Source organism: Methanomicrobium mobile BP (assembly GCF_000711215.1).
Lineage (GTDB): Archaea > Halobacteriota > Methanomicrobia > Methanomicrobiales > Methanomicrobiaceae > Methanomicrobium > Methanomicrobium mobile.
The window spans coordinates 80,360-100,463 of the sequence record NZ_JOMF01000008.1 but is presented as its reverse complement, the minus strand read 5'-3'; the positions used below and the strand labels follow the sequence as shown (position 1 = coordinate 100,463).

Genomic DNA, 20,104 nt, shown 5'->3' with positions numbered 1-20,104 from the left:
GTGCATGATGCATGATATTTTGTTGCTTTTCCGCATGGTTGCAATGCGGGGGTCTGTTTGGCATTTCAGTTTTACATTCAGTTTCATTCGGTATACATTTCGGTTTACATGATCTCCCTGAAAGAAGCAAAAAATTGCGTATTTCGGCATCGCTTACATATAGCATTATATGGTTTATAATTTTGAACGTGCGGTCTTTTTTGTCCGAAAAATGAACCATTACTCCTGAAAATATTCAATAATTCGGGTTTTGATTGCGAAAAACAGCGTTATATGAGAAAATTCCCTCAAAAAGAAAAAAATGAGAAAAAACGAAAAATGCAGAATTTGGGATTATGCCGAGAGTTCTTTTCCGACGTCGTGCAATCTTGCCTTTAATTCGTCAATGGCGTCCGCCATGGCGGAAAATGCTTCCTGCCTGTGTGCGGCGACGATTGCAAAGTAGGTCAAGTCGCCGCCGGCATATATCCTGCCTTTCGTGTGGTAAAATTTAACTCCGATTATTCCCGGCACTTTACGGGCTTTTTCCTCGATTTCGGCGATTAATTTGTCGATATATTCGCCGTTGTCAAACTCCAGATACTCGGTTGTTTCGCTGCCCGTGCACTTGCGGACAATGCCGTTAAAGGAGAGCACGGCGCCGGCATTATCGAGATTTACCCCGGATTTAAGCTCTTTTACAACGCCCTGCATGGTGTAGTAGTCATCGAATCTGTCAAGCGAATTAATGACGTCATCGACCGAGGGATTCCTGAGAATACAGTTTTCCGCGTCGAGTTCGCCCATTACTATCTTGGAAAAGCCGATATCTTTGAAGCCCTCGATTATTGTGAATTTAAGCCCGGCATCGCAGAAACTGTCCAGAATCTCTTTAAATTCGTCGCTGTGAACCGCAACGACCGTTTTCGAAGAATCGATGCCGGCGACCGCATAAGCGTTGTGTTCAAAATGCGTTGTCGTGTCTTTTCCTGGCGCAAGCTCGAAGCAGTGGTGTCCCATGTGCTTGATAACGCCGATTTTGTCCGGATATTCCCTGCACATCCTGTCCAAAAGCTTATGAATAAAGGTCGTTTTGCCGGAGTTCGAATGTCCGGTGATGTGAATTATTTTCATTGTTCTTCCATCCGTAATTTATGATTATTTCTTTTCGTTTGTGTTTTCGGGCGCAATGCTGTCGATAATCTTTGACATCTCTTCCATGGCGCTTTCGGTGAACTCACCATCGCCGTCTTCGTCTTCAAAGTCGTCATCGTCGTCCAAATCGTCCTCATTTTCGTTCTTTTGAGGATCGACGAGAAGTTTCGGTGCCCGTATCCTTGAAGCCGCCTCGGCGACGTTTCTCATTACGTCGGTAATCCTGTCTTCGACCTCGATTTCGTCGTCGACATCGACCGAAGTGCCCTCGATTTCGAGCAAAAATCTGGCTACTTCACTGGATTCGTAGAGAATGTCGTCGAGTTCGTCGGCGGTGAAAAAGCCGCAGAGAGCGCCGTAGAAGAACGAGGCGCCGGATTTCTTGACCTTTTTCTTGAACGACGCACGCGCCTGGTTGACTGCCTGCGGCGAATAGGTATCGGTCATAAACGGCACCAGATCCGGCAGGTTTTCGCCGATAAACGTCATTTCCGCACCGCTGCGTGTCGTGAAATCGGCGCAGAGGCGGGCGATTGCCCATTCGCGGGCTGTAATATATGTGTGTTTTCGCAGGAAGGTATTGACGCGTTTGTAGGTTTCGCCGTCTACCTTCTTGAATTTCTTATATTTGTTGATTCTTGCCTGTTCCTCTTCGGATAGTGGTTTTCTGACATGCGGCGGCTTGTATTGCGGCGGAATCTCCTGTTCGGTCGCGGCAGATTCGGTTTCTTCGGAGGCTTCGCCGGTATTTTCAGTGTTTTCCGTATTTTCACTATTGTCGCTGTTTTCACTGTTTTCGCCGGTTTCACCGTATCCCGCGCTTTCCGTGTTTTCGGCAATCTCCGCTGAATTTACGGTTAAATTCATTTCCGGCGTATTCGAGTCACCGCCTGTTCCGCGTGGGTCTGCGGTTTTTTCAGCCGCGTTTATCGGTTCGGATTCGGTTGAATCTTTATTATATTCCGAATCCGCGGCTTTTGGAATATCGCCCGTATCGGTATTGTATTGGTCGTTTTCCCCTTCTGACATCCATAATAGTTTCTTAAGGAAAAGAATATATATTTTGTCTTCGTCTGTATAGCATTCCGCGGTTTATTGACTGGGTGTTGTTTTTGCCAAAAGGTGCAATATTTGTTGCATTTTCTCAAAATGTTCCTGTTTGACCGTAATTTACTGTGTTAAATCGCGGGTGAAAAAAAAAGTGTATTTGTATTGTTTATTCCTGTTTATGATTTGACAGCGGGAAATACTTCTGATATATGTCTCTTCTTTCGTCAACGTCGGTATGCAGGTAAATTTCGGTGGTCTGAATCGAGCTGTGACCGAGATTTTCCTGAACGACACGCAGATTCTTCGAGCGTTTATACAGTTCGCTCGCGTAGCTGTGCCGGATTTTATGCGGGGTTATCCCTTTCGGAGCGTATTTCGTGAAGATATACTGGACGGTTCGCGGCGATATCGGTTGATTCATCTGACCGGGGAACAGCGGACCGTCGATTCTGCCGCCGGTGAACTTATCTATCTCTGAGAGTGTCTCCTCGTCGACGAAAACCGTCCGTACTTTACCTCCTTTTCCGAGAATGCGAATGGTGCGGTCTTCAAAATCGATATTGGATATGTCGATTCCGCAGAGCTCCGATACTCGGACGCCGGTGGCGTAAATCGTCCTGATTATGAGTCTGTCGCGCTCATCTTCGATGGATTCAAGGAGTTTCATCACCTGGTTGTGCTTTAAGTATTTGAGCTCTTTTTCCTTCAGTTTCGGTCGGTCGATGCTTATCATCGGATTTGAGCCGATAGCTTCCTGCGTGTAACAAAACTTGTAAAATGAGCTTAACGATGAAATATAGCGGCGAAGAGTCGTCGGTTTGTATTCTTTTTCATTCGAAATGAACATCAGAAAGTCATTAATCTGGGCGGTTGAAACATCTATCTCGGTATCGAGTCTTCCCTTGGTAATATCCGTCCAGAAGACCGAGAGTTTGTCCTGACCCTTATTTCTTACAATCCACATGTAGTAGGCGAAGATCTTTATCGTCGCCTCGTAACTTTTGATTGTACGTTGGGAATAATTCCTCATCTTGAGCTGGTAGCTGAACCTTTTCAGCCATTCGGAAAAATAATCCCCTTTCATTGTTTATTTGTTAATCTCTCCTTGTATTTTATAATTACGCAGAATATGTATTCTGCGCAAAAACCGATTGCCCACAAAATTCTGCTGCTGCCCTGTTGACCTCAATGAAAAAATGATGTATGACACCATAGGGTTCACAGCTGTGGGCTGTCATGCCGGATATTATTCCAGCTCAGGCAGCCGGTCGGATGCCTGCCTGATTGCATACCCAGCCAGTCCTAATTGCATGCCTTCGCAGTTTTTCTTCGTAGACTTCAGTATGACATTTCCTGCATTACGATATGGGGTAAACTCATTTAATGCGTGGGCGTGCGGTGCGGAAGTGAATCGGAAGTGAATCCATGCCTATTGGGCAGAGATCCGGCGAAAAACGAATAAACGGGCATTAGCTAAGAGAATATGAATAATGAAGAGTTGTATTGAGGCATGTAATACAGAGCTGATTGTCTGCATTAAATATATGAAAGATTCTCGAATTAAAAGCATTCAGGCAATTACAAAACGATTTGCCTTTTTTCTGGAATGTCCATATTCAATATTCTTCGATATCCTTATAGGGCATAATCAATCTGCTATTTCTTTTTCTTTCAAATGACCTCTTTACGGGCTTTTTTCTCCGAATGAATTCGCTTTACGTGGTATTTACCTAATCATCAATGGGTCCATAAACCATATAATGCTATATGTACGCGATGTTCATCTGATCGGCATTTCAGTCATATTTTAGGATCACCTTTCGGATCTATTGAATTGTTTTTCCGATCATCTTTCGGGATACAACAAACTCAAAACTATCAATATCTTTCATGACCAATTCTTAATACAGGATGAGCAAAGAAGGTCCGACTCCGGCAATGCTTCAATTTTATGAGATGAAGCGCAGATATCCCGGAACTGTGCTCTTTTTCCAGATGGGGGATTTCTACGAGACATTTGGGGAAGATGCCGAGGTTGTTTCAAGAGAACTGGAGATAACACTCACATCACGCGGCAGAGATGCCGACGGCGAAAAAATGCCGCTTGCAGGCGTGCCTATTCACGCCGGAGAGATGTATATCTCCCGTCTTGTCAGAAAAGGCTACAGGGTGGCGGTCTGCGACCAGATTGAAGATCCTAAAAAGGCAAAAGGAATTGTAAAACGCGACGTCGTGCGAATAATCACGCCCGGCACCATGATGGACGCCGGAATGTTCAACACATCGGGACCCTCGTATCTGATGTCGATATTCTACGACAAGAAGAGATCCGAGTACGGAACGGCGTTCCTTGACATATCCACCGGCGAATTTTTCATCTCGTCCTCGAATGCCGGCGGCGGCGCGGGAAAGACGAATTCCGCTGCCGAGGTCGGAAGCGGCAACGCATTTGCGGACTTAAACTCCGATATTGCCAAGTACATGCCGGCGGAGTGCGTGGTTCAAAGCCCGATAAACCCCGCACTTGCAGAAAACCTGAAAAACCGCGGAATACTCGTGACGCCATACAGGGAATCCGCATTCGACTACGATACCGCAAGCGAATATCTGAAGAAGCATTTCGGCGTCTCCTCCCTCGAAGGATACGGATGTATCGGCATGGAATCATCAATCCGAGCCGCGGGTGCATGCCTTGCCTATGCCTGCGAGACGCAGATGAGCGACCTGAGCCATGTCCGCGGTCTCTCGACGAGACTGCCGTCGGGGAGCATGATCCTTGACGCAATCACGCTCAGAAATCTCGAAGTCCTCGAGAACATACGCTCGAAAGGCACGGACACCTCGCTTTTCGGCACCCTGAACGCGACAAAGACCGCGATGGGAATGCGTATCCTCAGGAAATACGTAACGGCGCCGCTGATAAACAGGACCGAGATCGAGAAAAGACTTGATGCCGTTGAGTATTTCGTCAAAAACCCGATGATACGCTCGTCACTGCGCGAATGCCTCGACAAGTTCTCGGATATCGAGAGGATTGCTGGCAGAATCTCCTACGGCAATGCGGGACCGCGTGATCTTATAACACTTAAAAATTCGCTCGACAAAATTCCGCTCATCAAACTCTCGTTCGACAGCGGTCACGGCGCATTCGGAATCAATCAGGGAATCAATACGTGCGGCACCGGAGATATTTCACGGGCTTCCGCGGTCTGCGACGGCGATGCGGGCGGCATTAACGGCGGCATTAACAACTCCGTTCCCGAACTCATAGCAAAAGCCCTTGCGGGCACAAGCGAGATGCAGGCGGTCAGAAAACTCATAGAATCGGCAATAACCGACGATCCGCCCGTTCTTGCCAAGGGCGGCGGCGTCATCCGCGAAGGCTACGACAAGTCGCTCGACGAACTCCGCTACATCTCGGTCTCGGGAAAGGACTGGATCGCCGACTTCCAGCAGACCGAGCGTGAGAGAACCGGCATCAAGTCGCTCAAGGTCGGTTACAACAAAGTATTCGGGTATTTCATCGAGGTCACCAAGTCGAACATGTCGATGGTGCCGAAGGAATACATCCGAAAACAGACCACGGCAAACGGCGAGCGCTACACCCTGCCCGAACTTCAGGAGAAGGAATCCCTGATAGCGAATGCCGAGGAGAAACTCATTGCCCTCGAATACGAACTGTATCAGGACCTGATTCTGAAATTAAAGTCCGAGACCGAGACTCTTCAGAAAACGGCGCAGTGCATAGGTCTCCTTGACGTGTATTCGACGCTCGGCGCCGTCTCGCACTCAAGGAACTATGTCCGCCCCGTAATCGAGGACTCAAAGCGCCTTCTCATCAGCGGCGGCAGACACCCCGTCGTCGAGAGGAACTTAAGCGCCGGCTTTGTCCCCAACGACGCCCAGATAGACGCATCCGAGAATCAGATTCTGATAATCACGGGTGCCAACATGGCGGGTAAATCGACCTACATGCGCGAGGTTGCGCTGATAACCGTAATGGCTCAGGCGGGCTGCTTTGTGCCTGCCGAGAGTGCGGTCATCGGAATCGTCGACCGCATATTCACGCGTGTCGGCGCCTTCGACGACCTCTCCAGCGGACAGAGCACCTTCATGGTCGAGATGCTCGAACTCGCAAACATCCTGAACAATGTCACGGACCGCAGTCTTGTCATCCTTGACGAAATCGGGCGCGGAACAAGCACGCTTGACGGATATTCCATTGCAAAGGCGGTTCTGGAGTTCCTGCACGGCAAAGGCGGCGAGGGTCCGCGAACGCTCTTTGCCACACATTTCCATGAGATGGTCGATATCGAAGCCGACCTTAAACGCGTCAGAAACTACCATTTCGCCGTTAAAGAGACGGGAAACGATATCGCTTTCCTGAGAAAGCTGATTCCGGGTGCGACCGACAAGAGTTACGGTATCCATGTCGCGAAGCTTGCCGGCATACCTGACAAAGTTATTGGACGTTCCGAACAGATACTTAAAGAGGAGATGGACAGGCAGTTCGACCCGTCGACCGATAAAAAGGGAAGATCGCCGCGGTTCACGCAGATGCTTCTGATAGATACGCCCGCGCCGGTCTCGGCACCCAGACGCGACAACCCCGTGGTAAAGAAACTGCTCAACTCCGATCCCGATTCCATGACGCCGAGGGATGCGCTTGCGTTCCTCTACGAACTTGTGAACGATGCACGAAACGATGAAAATAAACCGTAATTTATTGTCAAAATTTATTCTCAATGATGCTTTTGCGGTATTGCAGGTGAAATTGCAGGTGAAACATGAACTTTGAAGGAGAACCTTTCTCAAGGATGACGACGCAGACGCCGTCGGGCAGGAAGAAGCGCGAGATTCGTCTTCTCGATGAGGCGACCATAAATAAGATCGCCGCCGGAGAAGTCATTGAGAGACCTGCATCCGTGGTAAAGGAACTCGTGGAAAACTCCCTCGATTCCGGCGCCGAATCGATAAGCGTCGACATCGGCTCGGACTCCGCGGGCATCTTCAGAATCCGCGTAATCGATGACGGCTGCGGTATGGACCGCGATTCCGCACAGATGGCAATACTGCGGCATGCGACAAGCAAGATAACGAATGCATCCGACCTGTTCTCGATTCACACGCTCGGATTTAGGGGCGAGGCTCTGGCAAGCATAGCGGGCGTATCAAAGTTTACGCTGATCACAAAAGAAAAGGAGACGGGATTCGGACGCACAGGACGTTCAGGGCACGGGGATGGCGGCGATAACGGCGGTTACGGCGATGAGGGCGATGACGGCAATGCTGGCGGCATCGTCGCGGGAACAAAGATTGTGGTGCAGGGCGGCGATATTCTCGAAGTCAGCGATATCGGAGCGCCCGCAGGCACCACGGTTCTCGTCGAGAATCTCTTTTTCAATACGCCGGCAAGGAAGAAATTCCTGAAGTCGCGGCAGACCGAGTTCAGTCATATCTACTCGGTCGTCGAGAATGCCGCCCTTGCAAACCCCGATATCTCTTTCAGCCTCACCCATAACGGAAAAGAGAAACTCTCGACAATAAAGACGGATTCTCTTCTCGAGACCGCTTCATACATATACGGCAGGGGGATAACGGACGACATGTGCAAGGTGAAGTCGGCAGGCGTCTTCATGAAGATCGACGGGCTCTGCTCGATTCAGACCGTCAATTATCCGATATCGAAGCAGATTATCATCTCAATCAATAAGCGTCCGGTCACTTCCCAGGCGATTGTCCGTGCGGTCAAACGCGGTTACGGCACGCTTCTGCCGAAGGACAGGTATCCGGCGGCGTTCCTGAATATTACGATAGACAGCGGCATCGTGGATGTCAACGTTCATCCGGCAAAACGCGAGGTCAGGCTTTCGCGCGAGAAAGAGATAAGCGAGGAGATTGTCGCCGCCGTCCGCGAGGCCCTTGAGAGCGGAAATATCCATGCGGAAACCGCCCCTGCGGGATCGGAGACCGCACAGACATCCCTGTTCTCGGGAGCGGGAGCGGCGGATGCGGTTTCGCATTCCTATACTGATCCGAATGCGTATCAGAATACGTATACGAATACGAATACGTATCCGAATTCCGATAATTCCAATAAAAACACGAATCCGAATACAAACAGATTATTCTGCAGCGACAGCGGTACGGAATCCGCGGGCAACGGCGGCGTCACCGGTTCGCTGTCGGATATGGAGTCATCCGTAAAGGCGCTTTTCAGTTCGGAGGGATTGCGCTCGGATGATGGCGTTGCGGGGTATCATCCGCAGTTCAGCACAACGGACAGCCAGCTCAGACTGACCGAGAACTTCGATTACAGCGATTCCGATAAGATAATGCTTCCTCCGATGGAGGTGGTCGGTCAGTACGACGACGCGTATATCATCGCCAGAATGAAAAATCAGGACGGCGACGAGCTTGTTATCGTCGACCAGCATGCCGCTCACGAGAGAATCCTTTACGATAAGGTCTCAAAGATACGGAACTCGAAGAAGAACTCGCAGGAACTTCTGGTGCCGTCGGTAATCACCCTCAAACCCCGGGAAGCCGAGGTACTCATGGCGAACAGGGCATTTCTCGAGGAGGAGGGTTTTGTCATCGAAGAGTTCGGCAAAGACACGTTTGCGGTGCGAAGCGTCCCGCTCGTGCTCGGAAAGAGGATAGGCACCGAGATTCTGAGCGATATTCTGACCGATCTCATGGATGATTCGCGAAAGACGATAGAGGAGAAGAAGGAGAAGATTACAAGCACGATTGCCTGCCGCGCCGCAATAAAGGCAGGTGCGGTTCTCACCCGCGAACAGATGGAGAGGCTTTTGAATCAGCTTGCAAGGACCGACCTTCCGTATACATGTCCGCACGGAAGACCCACAATGATCCTGTTTTCAAGATCGAAGCTTGATTCGCTCTTCCTCAGAAGCTGATAGGATTGGCATAAGCCGTTTGTAAACTGAGAAAAATGTCGTTCGGCAGTGTGATTGACAGGGTCTTTGAGGGCATAGGCAGCCGCGATGCCGATATTAACCGCAGCAGGGTCAATTACGGGACTAATTTTTATCTTGTAAAGTCGCATGACGGAAGTTCGCTTATCTTCTCTTTTCCCGCGGTAATCAACCATAATCCGCTGAAAAATTTTCCGGAATGCGAAAGCGGAAGCGACGGCTGCATTGCGGGGATTATCGAGCGTATAAAGAGCAAAGTGCACGGCAATCCCGCATTGAGACCGCTCGGAGGTCTCGATACCGCCGTGCCGAAGAACTACGGCGCAAATATCGAGCCTGTGACCTTCTGTCATGTTTCTTACGGAACGGGCAGCGATCTATGGAAAGCGGACGAGAAAAACTGTCTTTCCGACGGAAAAGTTCTCCTTAATCTCTCGGGGGCACTGCCGTATCCCGAAGTTTCAACCGCTACTCCGGATTCATCCGCGATTCGCAGGCTTAACGAGAACTTTGCCGCACTTATCGATGCCGTCGCAAAGGAGGTCATCTCGTATGACGGAAAGTCCGCCGAGAAGAACGCGCTCTGCTCGATGGATCAGAAACAAATTCGCGCCGCTCTCGAACCGAAGGGTCTGGTCTCGTTCATAGCCGACGGCACCTTGCCCGTAAGAAGTTACACGAAATACAGGACTTATTTCAGGGTTGCCGGTCCCGCACTTTATGCCGTCCGAAAAGGTAATTCGGTGACCTATGAGCACGGCAGTGTGCCTTACGAATGTCCCGCGGAGCTGACGCCGGTTGAGATGGAACTGCCCGCCTCCGGCGGCACCGTAACGGGGCTTGTGATACGGAAAAAAGAGGTTTTTGCGGTCATCGGGTCGAATGCCGAGGGGAAATCGACCTTCCTTCAGACCATACGTTCGGGTTGCGACGATCACCTCCCGGGCGACGGCAGGGAATACACGATAACGTCCGGAAACGTGATGTCAGCCGAATCCTCGGAGGCGGATATCACCGGCGCCGATATACGCCTTTTCTTTAAGAGTCTGCCGAAGGGGACGTCGGGAACGCCCGCGAATGTCACGGGCAGGGGGAGCGGTTCGATGGGAATGGCGGCGCAGTTCACGGCAGCTCTCCGCCGGCGTGCATCCCTGATAATAATCGATGAGGATAAGTCGGCGACAAATCTCCTTGTCCCCAACTGCATTCAGAGTTCAGATGTGACTCCGCTCTCGGTCATATGCAAAAACGAACGCGATAAGCTGGGCGATTCGTCGATACTCTTTGCCGCCGCCACGATGGATATTCTTACGGCGGAAGCGGACAGAATTCTCAAATTCGGCGATCATCGGATGTATGCGGTCGGACGCGATGAGTTCAGAGTAAAACTCAAAGAATATCTGCGCAATGCCGCCGATGAACTCTAAAACGTGCAAAATGTTGGGTTATAACCGAAACGGGCAAAAGTTGAGTTACAATTAGAACGGGCAAATGTAAAAGAACAAAAAGTGCTGATATCGGGATTTGAACCCGAGTCGCCGGCGTGAAAGGCCGGCATGATTGGCCTCTACACTATATCAGCACGGAATCACTATCAGAATGATTGCCTTAATATATTCTCAGAAATTGCATATATAGGTTGTGATTTTAAAATAAAATCGCTCCGCGGGGACAGTTTTGCTGCACGAAAAAAGGTAATTTGTGATTGTATTCCGATTGTATCCGAATTGTATCGCCGTATCACTGCGAGCGCATTTTTTCCGTGAAATTCCTGAACATCCCGTAAGATGCGACGGGATGCAGATGAGTGTAGGATGCAAGCGTATTGTGCGAAACGGCGCCGTCAAGCCCGTCTCTGATTCCGTTGCCGCGTGAGAGCCTGTAGGAATAATGCGTATCGTCGGAGAGAATGACATCGGAATGGTGGAATTCGTGCCCGCTGAAAGAGCCTGCGCCCATCGGCGAACGGGAGTCTGAGACGCCGTCGACGTAGCCTATGACCCGCTTTGTCGGCATACGCGTCTTTCCTTTGAATACGCCCGCAAGCTCGTATGATTCATCGGCAGTCCGTCCTTCCCAGCCTTCCTTCAGGATTATGTTTTCGGTAAGATAGATGAGACCTCCGCATTCGGCATATATCGGCGTTCCGTTCCGCGAGATTTCCCTTACCGCCTCACGCATTCTGTCGTTAGCCTCAAGTTCTTTTGCAAAGATCTCGGGGTAGCCGCCGCCGAAGATGTATCCGTCGGCATCGGGAAGGCGGTCGTGAATCGGACTGAATTTTATGACTTCGGCGCCTAAAGACGGCAGGATGTCAAAGATATCGTTATAGTAGAAGTTGAATGCCTCGTCAACCGCGACTCCGACTTTGAGGTCGCAGCCGTCGGATTTCGCCCTGAAGATCTCCGGCTTTTCCGAAGGAGCGGGGATTTCACCCGCGATTGAGAGAAGTGCATCCATATCCGTGTTCTTCTCGACGATATCGGCAACCTTGTTTACGCGCTTGAGAAATTCCGCATCGCCTTTCCCCTCAAGGTAGGGGATAAGACCGAGATGCCGCATGGTAAGCCCCATCTCCTCGTTTCTGGGGATTGCGCCTATGACTGGGATGCCGGTTGAGTGCTCAATCGCAATCGATGCCTTCTCTTTGTGCTTATCGCTGATTATCTGATTCAGGATGACGCCTTTAATCTTTATCGCGGGGTCAAAGTCGCAGAATCCCTTTACTATCGCGGCGGCACTGCGCGTAATGCTCCTTGCGTTTAAGACCATTATCACGTTCTGGTCGAGCATCTTGGCAACCTCCGCCGTCGAACCCTTGTCGGAAAGAGCTTCCGAGCCCTCGTAGAGTCCTCTTACGCCTTCAATGACGGCAATATCCGCATCGGCACGTGCATTGTCGTAGGATGCCCTAAGCTGCTCCTCCGACATTACATAGCTGTCCAGATTTCGGCACATTCTGCCGGTGACGCCGGTAAGATACGAAGGGTCAATGTAGTCCATCGCGACTTTGAAGGGCTGGACTTTGTATTCTCTCGCAAGAACGGCGGAAATGCCCAGCGTTATGCTTGTCTTTCCGCTACTTGATCTGTCTCCGGTTATGAGAAAACTCTTCATTTTATCTCCCTCTTGAATCTCATTCTTGATGCCATTCTATTATGTCCCTTCTTAATGCCCTCAATGCCCGTATTGCACTTCGCTGCACTTCCCGATTCTCTTAGGATTCGTCTTTTAGCGAGCGGATGACATCTCCGAACTCGCTGGGGACAATCTCCCTGACGCCGAGAGTCTTTGGATGAAGGTCAATCTCGACGACAACATGGTCATGTCCGAACTCTTTCAGCGGCTGATACTGTCTCGGACCGTTCGTTACCGAGAAGACCTCGATTCCTTCAAGGTATTCGGGAGCGATTGCATGCGGCACTCCCGATATAATCGCGAAATCGGGTTTAATCTCTTTGAGAGCCGCACCGAGTTTTTCGCCGTTTGCGCCGTATTCGTCGAGTGCGCCGATGAGTTTGAGGTTCTTTCCTTCGGCAATTCCCGCTTTTTCAAGTCCGAGAAGGATGTTTTTGGCATCCTCCCTGACTTTAGGAAGACCGCGTGCTTCGAGGTTTGCTATATACTGCACGTCCGCATCCGGACAGGCTTCGCGGAATGCGGTCAGGACGTCGGCAAACATGTATGCCGTCTCTTTCTTGGCGTTGAGGATGGCAACACCCTTTTTGCCTTCCTTTGCAAGTTCGAGGAGTCTTTTTGCGACGACATGCTTAAGGTCGCCGCGATGCGGTTGCACATAGGGCTTATACGCCGCACCGCGAGCACGCTCCACCTGATTTGCGGCACGGAGGAGGACTTTCTGGCGTTCGAGTTCATCTTCGTCTATCCACCCCGCATCGGCTGCGGGCTCAAGTGCCGCAATGACGCCGTCGATGTTTTCCCTGAATCCGGCGTGGATATTGACCGCGATTGCCGGGGTGCTTATGCCTGAATCGTCTATCGCCGCCTGCATGTCCTCTCCGATAATCATGGCGACACATGTTCCGACGACGGCAATTCGTCGCGGTTTGAACTCTTTTTCGGCGAATTTGAGCACTTTTACGAGTATGTCGTGACCGCCGAAGATGAACTCGTTGTCGGCAAGAGATGTGGTGAGCACTCTCAGTCCGTCCTCTTCGAGGAGACGTGCATGCTTGAACGAGCACCCCGACGGTCCGTGCAGAATTGCGACGTCGACGCCGAGATCTCTTACCGTATAGAGTCCCGCGACGATTGAACTCGGTCTTGGCTGTATGTATTCCATGTTTTTACCTCCATGTTTTTACGCAGAGAACTACGGTTTTTCCGCCGCAATCTCCCTGTTTTGCTTCATTGCCCGATACCCTCGCAATCTCGAGCGCCCTCTTTCTGCCTGATTCAAGATTATCGGCATGATAAATTATAGTGTTGTCGGAAGTGTTGTCGAAATCCTCCTGCACTATGCCTTTAAGCGAATCGCCGACAACTACCGCGCATTCCGGCTTTATCTCGGTGATTGCCGATGTTACGTCCTCTTTCGGGAAGCCTTCGCAGACGGTTTCGGACTCGATGCCGATTACGAGGATAATGCCGGCATTTTCTGTTCTGCGTGCGTATTCTGCGGCAATAACCGACGTGTTCCTGTTGGTGCCGCTGTTTGAGTTGTCTATGACCGTGATGCCGTTCTCGCGGGTAAGCGAGAGGCGTCCGGGCACGGATGTAAATCCGCTCAGAGAATCGGGGTTATATCCGAGCAGGCAGGCGGCAGCGGCGGCGGTTGCTATCGCCTGCTTATAGCCTTCAAGATACAGGAGCGGATTTGAAAATCCACCGCTGCCGTTGCCGTAACCGCATACTCCGTCTTCGACGCGGACGGCATCGGATGCAAAGAAAAGCCTCTCCTCGGGTATTCTCTGCGACTGCGGAAGGCTCTCAATCGTCTCAAGGACTTTTCTTTTATCGGCGCCGTATCCGACAAGAACTCTTCCGCATTTCGCCATCGAAGCGAGTTTTACGGCAAGAGCACTGCGTTTTTTATCGGCGCAGGGGTAGTCCTCGGTTGAGGTCAGCACGGCAAGGTTTCCGAAACCGCATACTCCGAGGGATTCCTCGGCAACTAACCAGAGATTGTTCTTTAATGCGTATAATGCGGGCATTATGGAGCTTGCCGGCGTTATGCTGACTCTCTGTAGAACTCTGCCGTCGGGAACGGTCACGGTCTCGCGTGAGGTGTGAAGAATCCCCGATTCGCCTGTTTCGGAATCATTTGTCTTATTTTTTTGCGGGATTACGCGGGAGAGCATATGCGAGAGGGCATATGCGGTCGTGGTCTTCCCGCGCGTGCCCGTAATCTCGATAATCGGCTTCGTATTCTCCGAATTCGAATCGGTATCGGATAATCCCGATACGATAAGGGATACGACCTCGTGGTGTGAGATTACGGGGATGCCTTCGGCGGCGGCGCTTTTCAGGATACAATGCCCGGGGCTTAAATGAACGGGCGCACAGACAAAGTCATATCTCTTAAGAGTCAGATTGCGGACGGCTTCGTCTTCGGATATGCCGCTTTCGTGCCTGTAGACATCGACCGTATCGCAGATACAGCCCGATGCCGTCAGATACCCGGCAATCGTCTTTCCGCCGTGAATGGTGTCAAGCACCAGTATGTTCATTTTTCCGGAAAAAAGGTTATAAATATTCTTTTAATGCATTCTTTGCACTCGAGATCATAAGATCGGCAAGCATCGGGTTGTCGCCGATAGGGCTTGCAAAGACCAGCGGAATCTCGCCTTTTGCCGTCTTGAACGTGCCTCTGTGTCCGCATTCGGGAATGCCGAGGATCTCGGGGATATCCACGTCAATGTGAACGCCTCTTGCAAGGAAGAGAGGAACAACGAGCATTTTGTCGATGTCTTCGTTTCTGAACGTTTCTATGATCTCGGGGATTGACGGGGTGCTGTTCTCCATGAAAGCACATTTGACAATGTAGTCCTTTTCTTTCTGTGCAATCAGTTTGGCTGTGTTCTCAATAAGCTGTTTATTGTAGGGTTTTGTACTGCCGTGCCCTACAAGTAAGAATCCTGTCTTTGACATATCATATTATTTATTACAATATTCAATAAAATAGTTACTGGTTTATGCCGCGGGTCTCCATGCGCCTTAAACAATTCAAAAGTCTTTGATCTGTTTTTTGTCTTTTCATCGCCAACAGATATACGAATGGAATACATACGTATGGAATACATACGGATTGAATATATACGGATGGAATACATGCGAATGGAATACATGCGGATGTAATACATACGGATTGAATATATACGGATGGAATACGATGGCTGATTTCGAGAGGGATATGGTACACTGCCTGAACAGATATTTCGAGGATAACGGTCTCAAAGGCTATGCATACCGCCTTAAACAGTCCAAATACAATACACAGTATGTCGATATCCTTGTCGACTCCCTTAACCCGCAATATTATCTTGCGGTCGAATGCAAGTCGCTGAAAGGCAAAAAAATCTATTTCAAGCAGCATTTTCACGAGGATAAGGACGGAGTGCATCAGATAGATGCAATAAAGGATTTCATCGGCAAAACGGGCAGAAAGGGTTTTCTTGCCGTGGAGTTCCGCAGCGGCGGCGGAAAGCCCAATCGAGCGTTCATGATTCCGTGGCAGACCGTTCTTCGGATAAGGGAGACGGCGCCCGGGATATCGCTGGACGAGATTGTCCGCGAGGGAACGGAACTGACGAGGTCTAAGGGCGGTTACGTTCTCGAGGGACTTTATCAAAAGGAATTAGATATATTGAACACAAATGGTATTGAAGAATGACGGATTCCTACGACCTGTACGAACTTGAGATTAACGGACGAACTGTAAATACACCAATAGCACTTGCGTCGATGGCGGGGATTACCGACGCCGATTATGTTCTGGCACGCAAGGATAACTGCGGAATTGCGTTTATCGGCGGATACTCGACGGATGAGCCGACAATCGGCGCAGGTAAAGAGATGGAAAAGAGCGGCAGAGCCGAGTTCCTCTCCGACGATCCGATTGCGACAATAAAAGAAGAGGTATCAAAGTTAAAGGACAGCGGCGTTCTTACGGGTCTGAATCTTCGCGGTTGCGAGCCGCAATCGTTCATAAACGTCTTTAATGCCGTCGGAAAGGATGTCATATATGAGATAGACGCACACTGTCTTCAGCCGGCGATGGTCGGGGCGGGTGCGGGAGAATACCTGCTCAAGAATACCGAAAAACTCGCAGGGATAATCCGTGCATTGAAGGATGCGGGCGCCGTTGTCTCGGTAAAGATTCGCGCCGGCGTAAGCGATGACGATGCCGCTCTTGCCGCAGTCATTGACGATGTGGGTGCGGACATAATCCACGTCGATCTTATGGATTTCGGGACCGCAAAACTGAAAGAGATAAGAAATAACTGCAATATTCTGATAATCGCCAATAACTCGATAAACGATTTCGAGGCCGCGAGAGACATGTTCTCGCACGGTGCCGACATTGTCTCGCTCGGTCGTCATGCGGATAATGCAACCCTTTCGGGCATCCGAGCCGGCATCGAGGTTCAGGCGAAAGAGAGCGGATGGTACAACTCCCCAAAGCAGCTCTGCCGCGGCGGTGATATACGCAGTCTTGCTTTCTGCTGCATGCCCGTAAAACGCTGTCCGCTGATTCCCTTCCTCGACAAAATCGGCGTGAGTCCCAAGGAATATCATGACTACAAGGTTGAGAGCGTTGCCGGAACGAAGCTCTCACCCGGCGAGAGCACATGCTTCGGCAGTCTGGCATGGTGCTGCAAGTCGTCAACGCCTTGCATGTTTCGGGATCTCTCGTTAAAACGCGAGCAGCTCTCGCACAGGGAATATATGCGTAGCAAACGCCGTCTTTCCGAGCAGATTATGAAAAGAATTTTCGATGCGAGAAAAGGAATTCCGGCGGTGTCCGAGAGCGATGCGGAAGAGTAATCCGAAAAAGAACCTGAGTTTATGCGAACTTGCGCAGACCGCCATGATGCTTGAGGTCTGCTGCAAAGAGAAACCCGGAAATGTGGACCGCTGTCATGATTACGATGACACGGCACTCGAACATTTTTTATCGTCGATAATTCTTGCGCACGATGCCTTATCGGACGCCGAAAACTTTGAGAGCCGCGATGATTCCGAAAGAGGTACCGCGGGTATCGCCGGTCTGCGGCCCGGATATCCGCCGGAATACCGTGATGATTTTCTCTCGGCGGGTATAGGCAGGCTTATCTATGACGCCGTTTCCGACACAAACCAGCATTCCGGCGGCAACACGCATTTCGGTGCGTTTATTCTTCTTATACCGCTTATCGCAGGTCGCGGTATCGCGGGGGCAAAGGAGCTTATTCAGCGGACGAATGTCTCCGATGCCGTCCTCTTCTATCTCGCGTTCGGGCTTACGAGCGTGCGCATGAACGAGTCCGACGATATGGATGTGAACAGCCCTTCGGCAATCGGGGATCTCCGCAGGAAAGGAATGACGCTTTATGACGTCATGGAATATTCCTCGGCAAACGACATGATTGCGGCGGAGTGGGTGAACGGATTCGCTCTGACACGGAAGTTTGCCGATGCCCTTATTGCGTCGGGAAAGGGCAAAGATGCCATTCCCGAGGTATTTCTGAGGTTCATGTCCGAGCACACGGATACTTTTGTCGTCAAGAAACTCGGCGCCGATGCGGGCAGATGGACGATGGAGACTGCCCGCGATGTGCTTGACGGGAAGATGACGTCGGAGGAGTTCGACCGCATATGTCTGAGCAGGGGTATAAACCCGGGTTCTCTTGCCGATATCACGATAGCGGGCATTTTCATTGCACTTCTTGAGGGGTGGGACTGGGACAGATGAACGGCGATATTAAAGGAATTAAGAAAAACGGGGATTCGGGAAGTTCCGACTCCTCGATAATCGCGGGCGGGATAAACGAGGTTATTGCCGTTACCTTCGACGGCAGCGGCAGAGCGAATGCCGCGCCGATAGGAATCATCAACAGGAGCGGCAGATCGCGTCTTGTTCTCTTCAGGGGGACGCATACTCTTGAAAATATCCTCGAAAACGGTATCTTCTGCGCAAATATCGTCCATGATCCCGTTCTTTACGTGAAGACCGCTTTTGAGGATATCGGAAGCGAAAACTTTGCGGAGGATTTTGCGGACGGGGAAGGATGCGTTCAGAGATTTTTCAGGCTGAAATCCGCCGAAAGTTTTGTGCTGTTTAAGGCGGTAAAGACCGGCGAATCCGCGGAGTCCTGCATCTTCGAGCTGAATATCGTGTACGAGAAGGTTCTCTCCGTGCAGGTCCGCCCGTTCAACCGCGGTTTTGCGGCAATTATCGATGCGACGGTTCATGCCACACGCTATGCAGTATCTCGTTCGGCGGAGCTTAAGGAGCTTATAGACTACGATATCTCGATTGCCAGAAAGTGCGGCGGCGAACGGGAGACCGAAGCGGCGGATATGCTGCTGGAATATATAAAATAAGTGACTGGATTAGAGTCTATGAATTATATTTGCTTTGTTAGAATCTTATTGTCTTATGATTCATTTTCTATTTCACGAATATTATTGATTTTGAATTAATTCATTGAATATGTATCCTATTTCTTTTTTAGTGATGTGATGCATATCTCTTTTACTATTAGGATTATAGGTTTTATAGAGTCTGTCAATCTCCAAGTTTTGTTTGCGTCTGTTTAATTTACTTAAGTTTAATTTCTTAGCTTCTTTTTTTATGCTGTTTTCAGTATCTTTTTTGTATTTTTGACCTTTTTCATAGATTTCATTAGAAAAATTAGAGTCTAAAAAAATAAGAAACCTCTCAACATTGTCTATTCCTTCATTGATTAGATTAGCTCTTCTGTAGATTTTAGGAACCGAGTCATCGTGTTTATCTAAGTACTCTTTTTCAGCTTCTTCCAGACGATTATTTATCTTTAATAATTCACTATCAACTTTATCATATACACTATTGTCGAAGAAATCATCGGGAAGCCAGTCATATTTTTGTATAAGGCATTTTACTCTTTCATCAATTATTTCAGATAAACTTTTTTGAGTATCTGTATTTTGCCAATTGTTCAAAAATTCATCCTCTGTGCACGATGAAAAGTCATGTTCTTTTGTTATTTCCATGTTTTTTTGTACATATTCCAGTAATTCTGCATTACCATCATCTGTAATTATATATGTGTAGATGATGCCCCCATCTGCAAAGAAAAAGCATGTTTCACTCCCATCTTCCCAATAGAACGTTCTTTTATCCGTACTTAGCATTAAAAAATCAGATTGTTTTTTTATATTTATTGAGTTAAATCCATATGGCTTTGTCTCAATGGGTTTAAGTATCCTTTTTAACTCTTCACATTCTGCAATCACGTCTTTTAATGCCATGTAAGTTACTGCAGATTGATCTTTTATTAATTTTACGTCTGAGCAACGACCTGCTCGGTGCCGTCCGAGAACGTTGCGGTAAAGACCACGGTCTTGTCGTTACGCGGTATGGTTGTTGTGTTTATCCAGCCGACATGGAGCCATCCGGCATCGGTGTTCTTGGTTATGCCCTTTGGGAGCCAGTAGGAACTTCCGTTCGTGGCAGTGATATAGGAAATTTTGCCGAGATCTTTGCCGGCGAATGCCTGAATCGTGATCAGTTTGCCTGTATTGTCAACGCCGGTCTTGAAGATGACGTCCTTATGCATGCTCGCTTCCAGATTTCCGGCAAGTCCGAAGACAAAAACGGCAATTACGGATGCAAGGATAACCGTTATTGCCACCATGAGGATGACGCCGATAACGGGCGATACAGCCTCGGTCTTTTCTGTAAATTCTCTCATTTAATCACCCAAACATATAGCCGCGGTTACCGGCGACTTTAATTTACTTAACGCATCTATTTACTTAACACATATCCATAT

At 49.5% G+C, this 20,104-nt stretch carries 16 protein-coding genes and 1 tRNA gene; 7 read left to right on the top strand and 10 right to left on the bottom strand.

Features of this window, described 5'->3' with window-relative positions; translation table 11 throughout:
• Window positions 1-333: 333 nt before the first annotated feature.
• The 3 genes from T502_RS07100 to xerA form a co-directional block, all read right to left on the bottom strand.
• On the bottom strand, window positions 334-1,113 hold the full coding sequence (locus tag T502_RS07100; protein WP_042706486.1) for a molybdopterin-guanine dinucleotide biosynthesis protein MobB: 780 nt from the start codon (window positions 1,111-1,113) through the stop codon (window positions 334-336).
• A 24-nt stretch (window positions 1,114-1,137) separates the two neighbouring features.
• Window positions 1,138-2,163 carry a DUF5806 family protein gene (locus tag T502_RS09160; protein ID WP_052359238.1) on the bottom strand — a complete coding sequence of 342 codons (1,026 nt, stop codon included), beginning with the start codon at window positions 2,161-2,163 and terminating at the stop codon, window positions 1,138-1,140.
• Window positions 2,164-2,350: 187 nt separating this feature from the next.
• On the bottom strand, window positions 2,351-3,268 hold the full coding sequence (gene xerA, locus T502_RS07090) for a site-specific tyrosine recombinase/integron integrase (RefSeq protein ID WP_042706485.1): 918 nt from the start codon (window positions 3,266-3,268) through the stop codon (window positions 2,351-2,353).
• A gap of 827 nt (window positions 3,269-4,095) precedes the next feature.
• Between xerA and mutS the strand changes: the two genes are divergently transcribed.
• The 3 genes from mutS (at window position 4,096) to T502_RS07075 (ending at window position 10,552) form a co-directional block, all read left to right on the top strand.
• Window positions 4,096-6,906, top strand: a complete 2,811-nt coding sequence (gene mutS / locus T502_RS07085; protein WP_042706484.1) for a DNA mismatch repair protein MutS — start codon at window positions 4,096-4,098, stop codon at window positions 6,904-6,906.
• 65 nt (window positions 6,907-6,971) lie between these two features.
• Window positions 6,972-9,107, top strand: coding sequence for a DNA mismatch repair endonuclease MutL (mutL, locus tag T502_RS07080; protein ID WP_042706483.1), 2,136 nt, complete (start codon window positions 6,972-6,974; stop codon window positions 9,105-9,107).
• A gap of 35 nt (window positions 9,108-9,142) precedes the next feature.
• Window positions 9,143-10,552: a P-loop domain-containing protein gene (locus T502_RS07075; protein ID WP_052359237.1), complete on the top strand. Its 1,410-nt coding sequence runs from the start codon at window positions 9,143-9,145 to the stop codon at window positions 10,550-10,552.
• A gap of 82 nt (window positions 10,553-10,634) precedes the next feature.
• Here the strand turns inward: T502_RS07075 and T502_RS07070 are convergent.
• From T502_RS07070 to cfbA, 5 genes are all read right to left on the bottom strand, one after another.
• Window positions 10,635-10,707, bottom strand: a tRNA-Glu gene (locus tag T502_RS07070).
• Window positions 10,708-10,865: 158 nt separating this feature from the next.
• Window positions 10,866-12,242 carry a Ni-sirohydrochlorin a,c-diamide synthase gene (cfbB, locus tag T502_RS07065; RefSeq protein WP_042706482.1) on the bottom strand — a complete coding sequence of 459 codons (1,377 nt, stop codon included), beginning with the start codon at window positions 12,240-12,242 and terminating at the stop codon, window positions 10,866-10,868.
• Window positions 12,243-12,342: 100 nt separating this feature from the next.
• Window positions 12,343-13,428: a Ni-sirohydrochlorin a,c-diamide reductive cyclase catalytic subunit gene (gene cfbD / locus T502_RS07060; RefSeq protein WP_042706481.1), complete on the bottom strand. Its 1,086-nt coding sequence runs from the start codon at window positions 13,426-13,428 to the stop codon at window positions 12,343-12,345.
• 4 nt (window positions 13,429-13,432) lie between these two features.
• Window positions 13,433-14,815 (bottom strand): coenzyme F430 synthase, encoded by a 1,383-nt coding sequence (gene cfbE / locus T502_RS07055; RefSeq protein WP_052359236.1) that lies wholly within the window; start codon window positions 14,813-14,815, stop codon window positions 13,433-13,435.
• Between the two features lie 16 nt (window positions 14,816-14,831).
• Complete coding sequence (gene cfbA, locus T502_RS07050; protein ID WP_042706480.1) at window positions 14,832-15,236, bottom strand: sirohydrochlorin nickelochelatase; 405 nt, start codon at window positions 15,234-15,236, stop codon at window positions 14,832-14,834.
• 241 nt (window positions 15,237-15,477) lie between these two features.
• On the opposite strand from cfbA, the gene T502_RS07045 reads away from it, so the two are divergent.
• From T502_RS07045 to T502_RS07030, 4 genes are read left to right on the top strand one after another with little or no spacing between them, the layout of a single operon-like run.
• Window positions 15,478-15,978 (top strand): Holliday junction DNA helicase, encoded by a 501-nt coding sequence (locus T502_RS07045; RefSeq protein WP_042706479.1) that lies wholly within the window; start codon window positions 15,478-15,480, stop codon window positions 15,976-15,978.
• On the top strand, window positions 15,975-17,132 hold the full coding sequence (locus T502_RS07040; protein WP_042706478.1) for a methanogenesis marker 9 domain-containing protein: 1,158 nt from the start codon (window positions 15,975-15,977) through the stop codon (window positions 17,130-17,132). Before T502_RS07045 ends, T502_RS07040 begins: the two co-directional genes overlap by 4 nt.
• Window positions 17,119-18,039, top strand: a complete 921-nt coding sequence (locus T502_RS07035) for a triphosphoribosyl-dephospho-CoA synthase (protein WP_042706477.1) — start codon at window positions 17,119-17,121, stop codon at window positions 18,037-18,039. The genes T502_RS07040 and T502_RS07035 overlap by 14 nt, the downstream gene beginning before the upstream one ends.
• Window positions 18,036-18,671, top strand: a complete 636-nt coding sequence (locus T502_RS07030) for a DUF447 domain-containing protein (protein ID WP_052359235.1) — start codon at window positions 18,036-18,038, stop codon at window positions 18,669-18,671. The genes T502_RS07035 and T502_RS07030 overlap by 4 nt, the downstream gene beginning before the upstream one ends.
• A gap of 81 nt (window positions 18,672-18,752) precedes the next feature.
• Here T502_RS07030 and T502_RS07025 read toward each other — a convergent pair whose 3' ends face one another.
• Window positions 18,753-19,580: a hypothetical protein gene (locus T502_RS07025; RefSeq protein ID WP_042706476.1), complete on the bottom strand. Its 828-nt coding sequence runs from the start codon at window positions 19,578-19,580 to the stop codon at window positions 18,753-18,755.
• A gap of 32 nt (window positions 19,581-19,612) precedes the next feature.
• Window positions 19,613-20,023 carry a type IV pilin gene (locus T502_RS08650; protein WP_052359234.1) on the bottom strand — a complete coding sequence of 137 codons (411 nt, stop codon included), beginning with the start codon at window positions 20,021-20,023 and terminating at the stop codon, window positions 19,613-19,615.
• Window positions 20,024-20,104: the final 81 nt, after the last annotated feature.

Coding starts and splice junctions, on each gene's coding strand:
- mutS (WP_042706484.1), top strand. CDS start 4,096: ATGAGCAAAGAAGGTCCGACTCCGGCAATGCTTCAATTTTATGAGATG.
- cfbB (WP_042706482.1), bottom strand. CDS start 12,242: ATGAAGAGTTTTCTCATAACCGGAGACAGATCAAGTAGCGGAAAGACA.
- xerA (WP_042706485.1), bottom strand. CDS start 3,268: ATGAAAGGGGATTATTTTTCCGAATGGCTGAAAAGGTTCAGCTACCAG.
- T502_RS07035 (WP_042706477.1), top strand. CDS start 17,119: ATGCGGAAGAGTAATCCGAAAAAGAACCTGAGTTTATGCGAACTTGCG.
- cfbD (WP_042706481.1), bottom strand. CDS start 13,428: ATGGAATACATACAGCCAAGACCGAGTTCAATCGTCGCGGGACTCTAT.
- cfbA (WP_042706480.1), bottom strand. CDS start 15,236: ATGTCAAAGACAGGATTCTTACTTGTAGGGCACGGCAGTACAAAACCC.
- T502_RS07075 (WP_052359237.1), top strand. CDS start 9,143: ATGTCGTTCGGCAGTGTGATTGACAGGGTCTTTGAGGGCATAGGCAGC.
- cfbE (WP_052359236.1), bottom strand. CDS start 14,815: ATGAACATACTGGTGCTTGACACCATTCACGGCGGAAAGACGATTGCC.
- T502_RS07045 (WP_042706479.1), top strand. CDS start 15,478: ATGGCTGATTTCGAGAGGGATATGGTACACTGCCTGAACAGATATTTC.
- T502_RS07030 (WP_052359235.1), top strand. CDS start 18,036: ATGAACGGCGATATTAAAGGAATTAAGAAAAACGGGGATTCGGGAAGT.
- T502_RS08650 (WP_052359234.1), bottom strand. CDS start 20,023: ATGAGAGAATTTACAGAAAAGACCGAGGCTGTATCGCCCGTTATCGGC.
- T502_RS07100 (WP_042706486.1), bottom strand. CDS start 1,113: ATGAAAATAATTCACATCACCGGACATTCGAACTCCGGCAAAACGACC.
- T502_RS07040 (WP_042706478.1), top strand. CDS start 15,975: ATGACGGATTCCTACGACCTGTACGAACTTGAGATTAACGGACGAACT.
- T502_RS09160 (WP_052359238.1), bottom strand. CDS start 2,163: ATGTCAGAAGGGGAAAACGACCAATACAATACCGATACGGGCGATATT.
- T502_RS07025 (WP_042706476.1), bottom strand. CDS start 19,580: ATGGCATTAAAAGACGTGATTGCAGAATGTGAAGAGTTAAAAAGGATA.
- mutL (WP_042706483.1), top strand. CDS start 6,972: ATGAACTTTGAAGGAGAACCTTTCTCAAGGATGACGACGCAGACGCCG.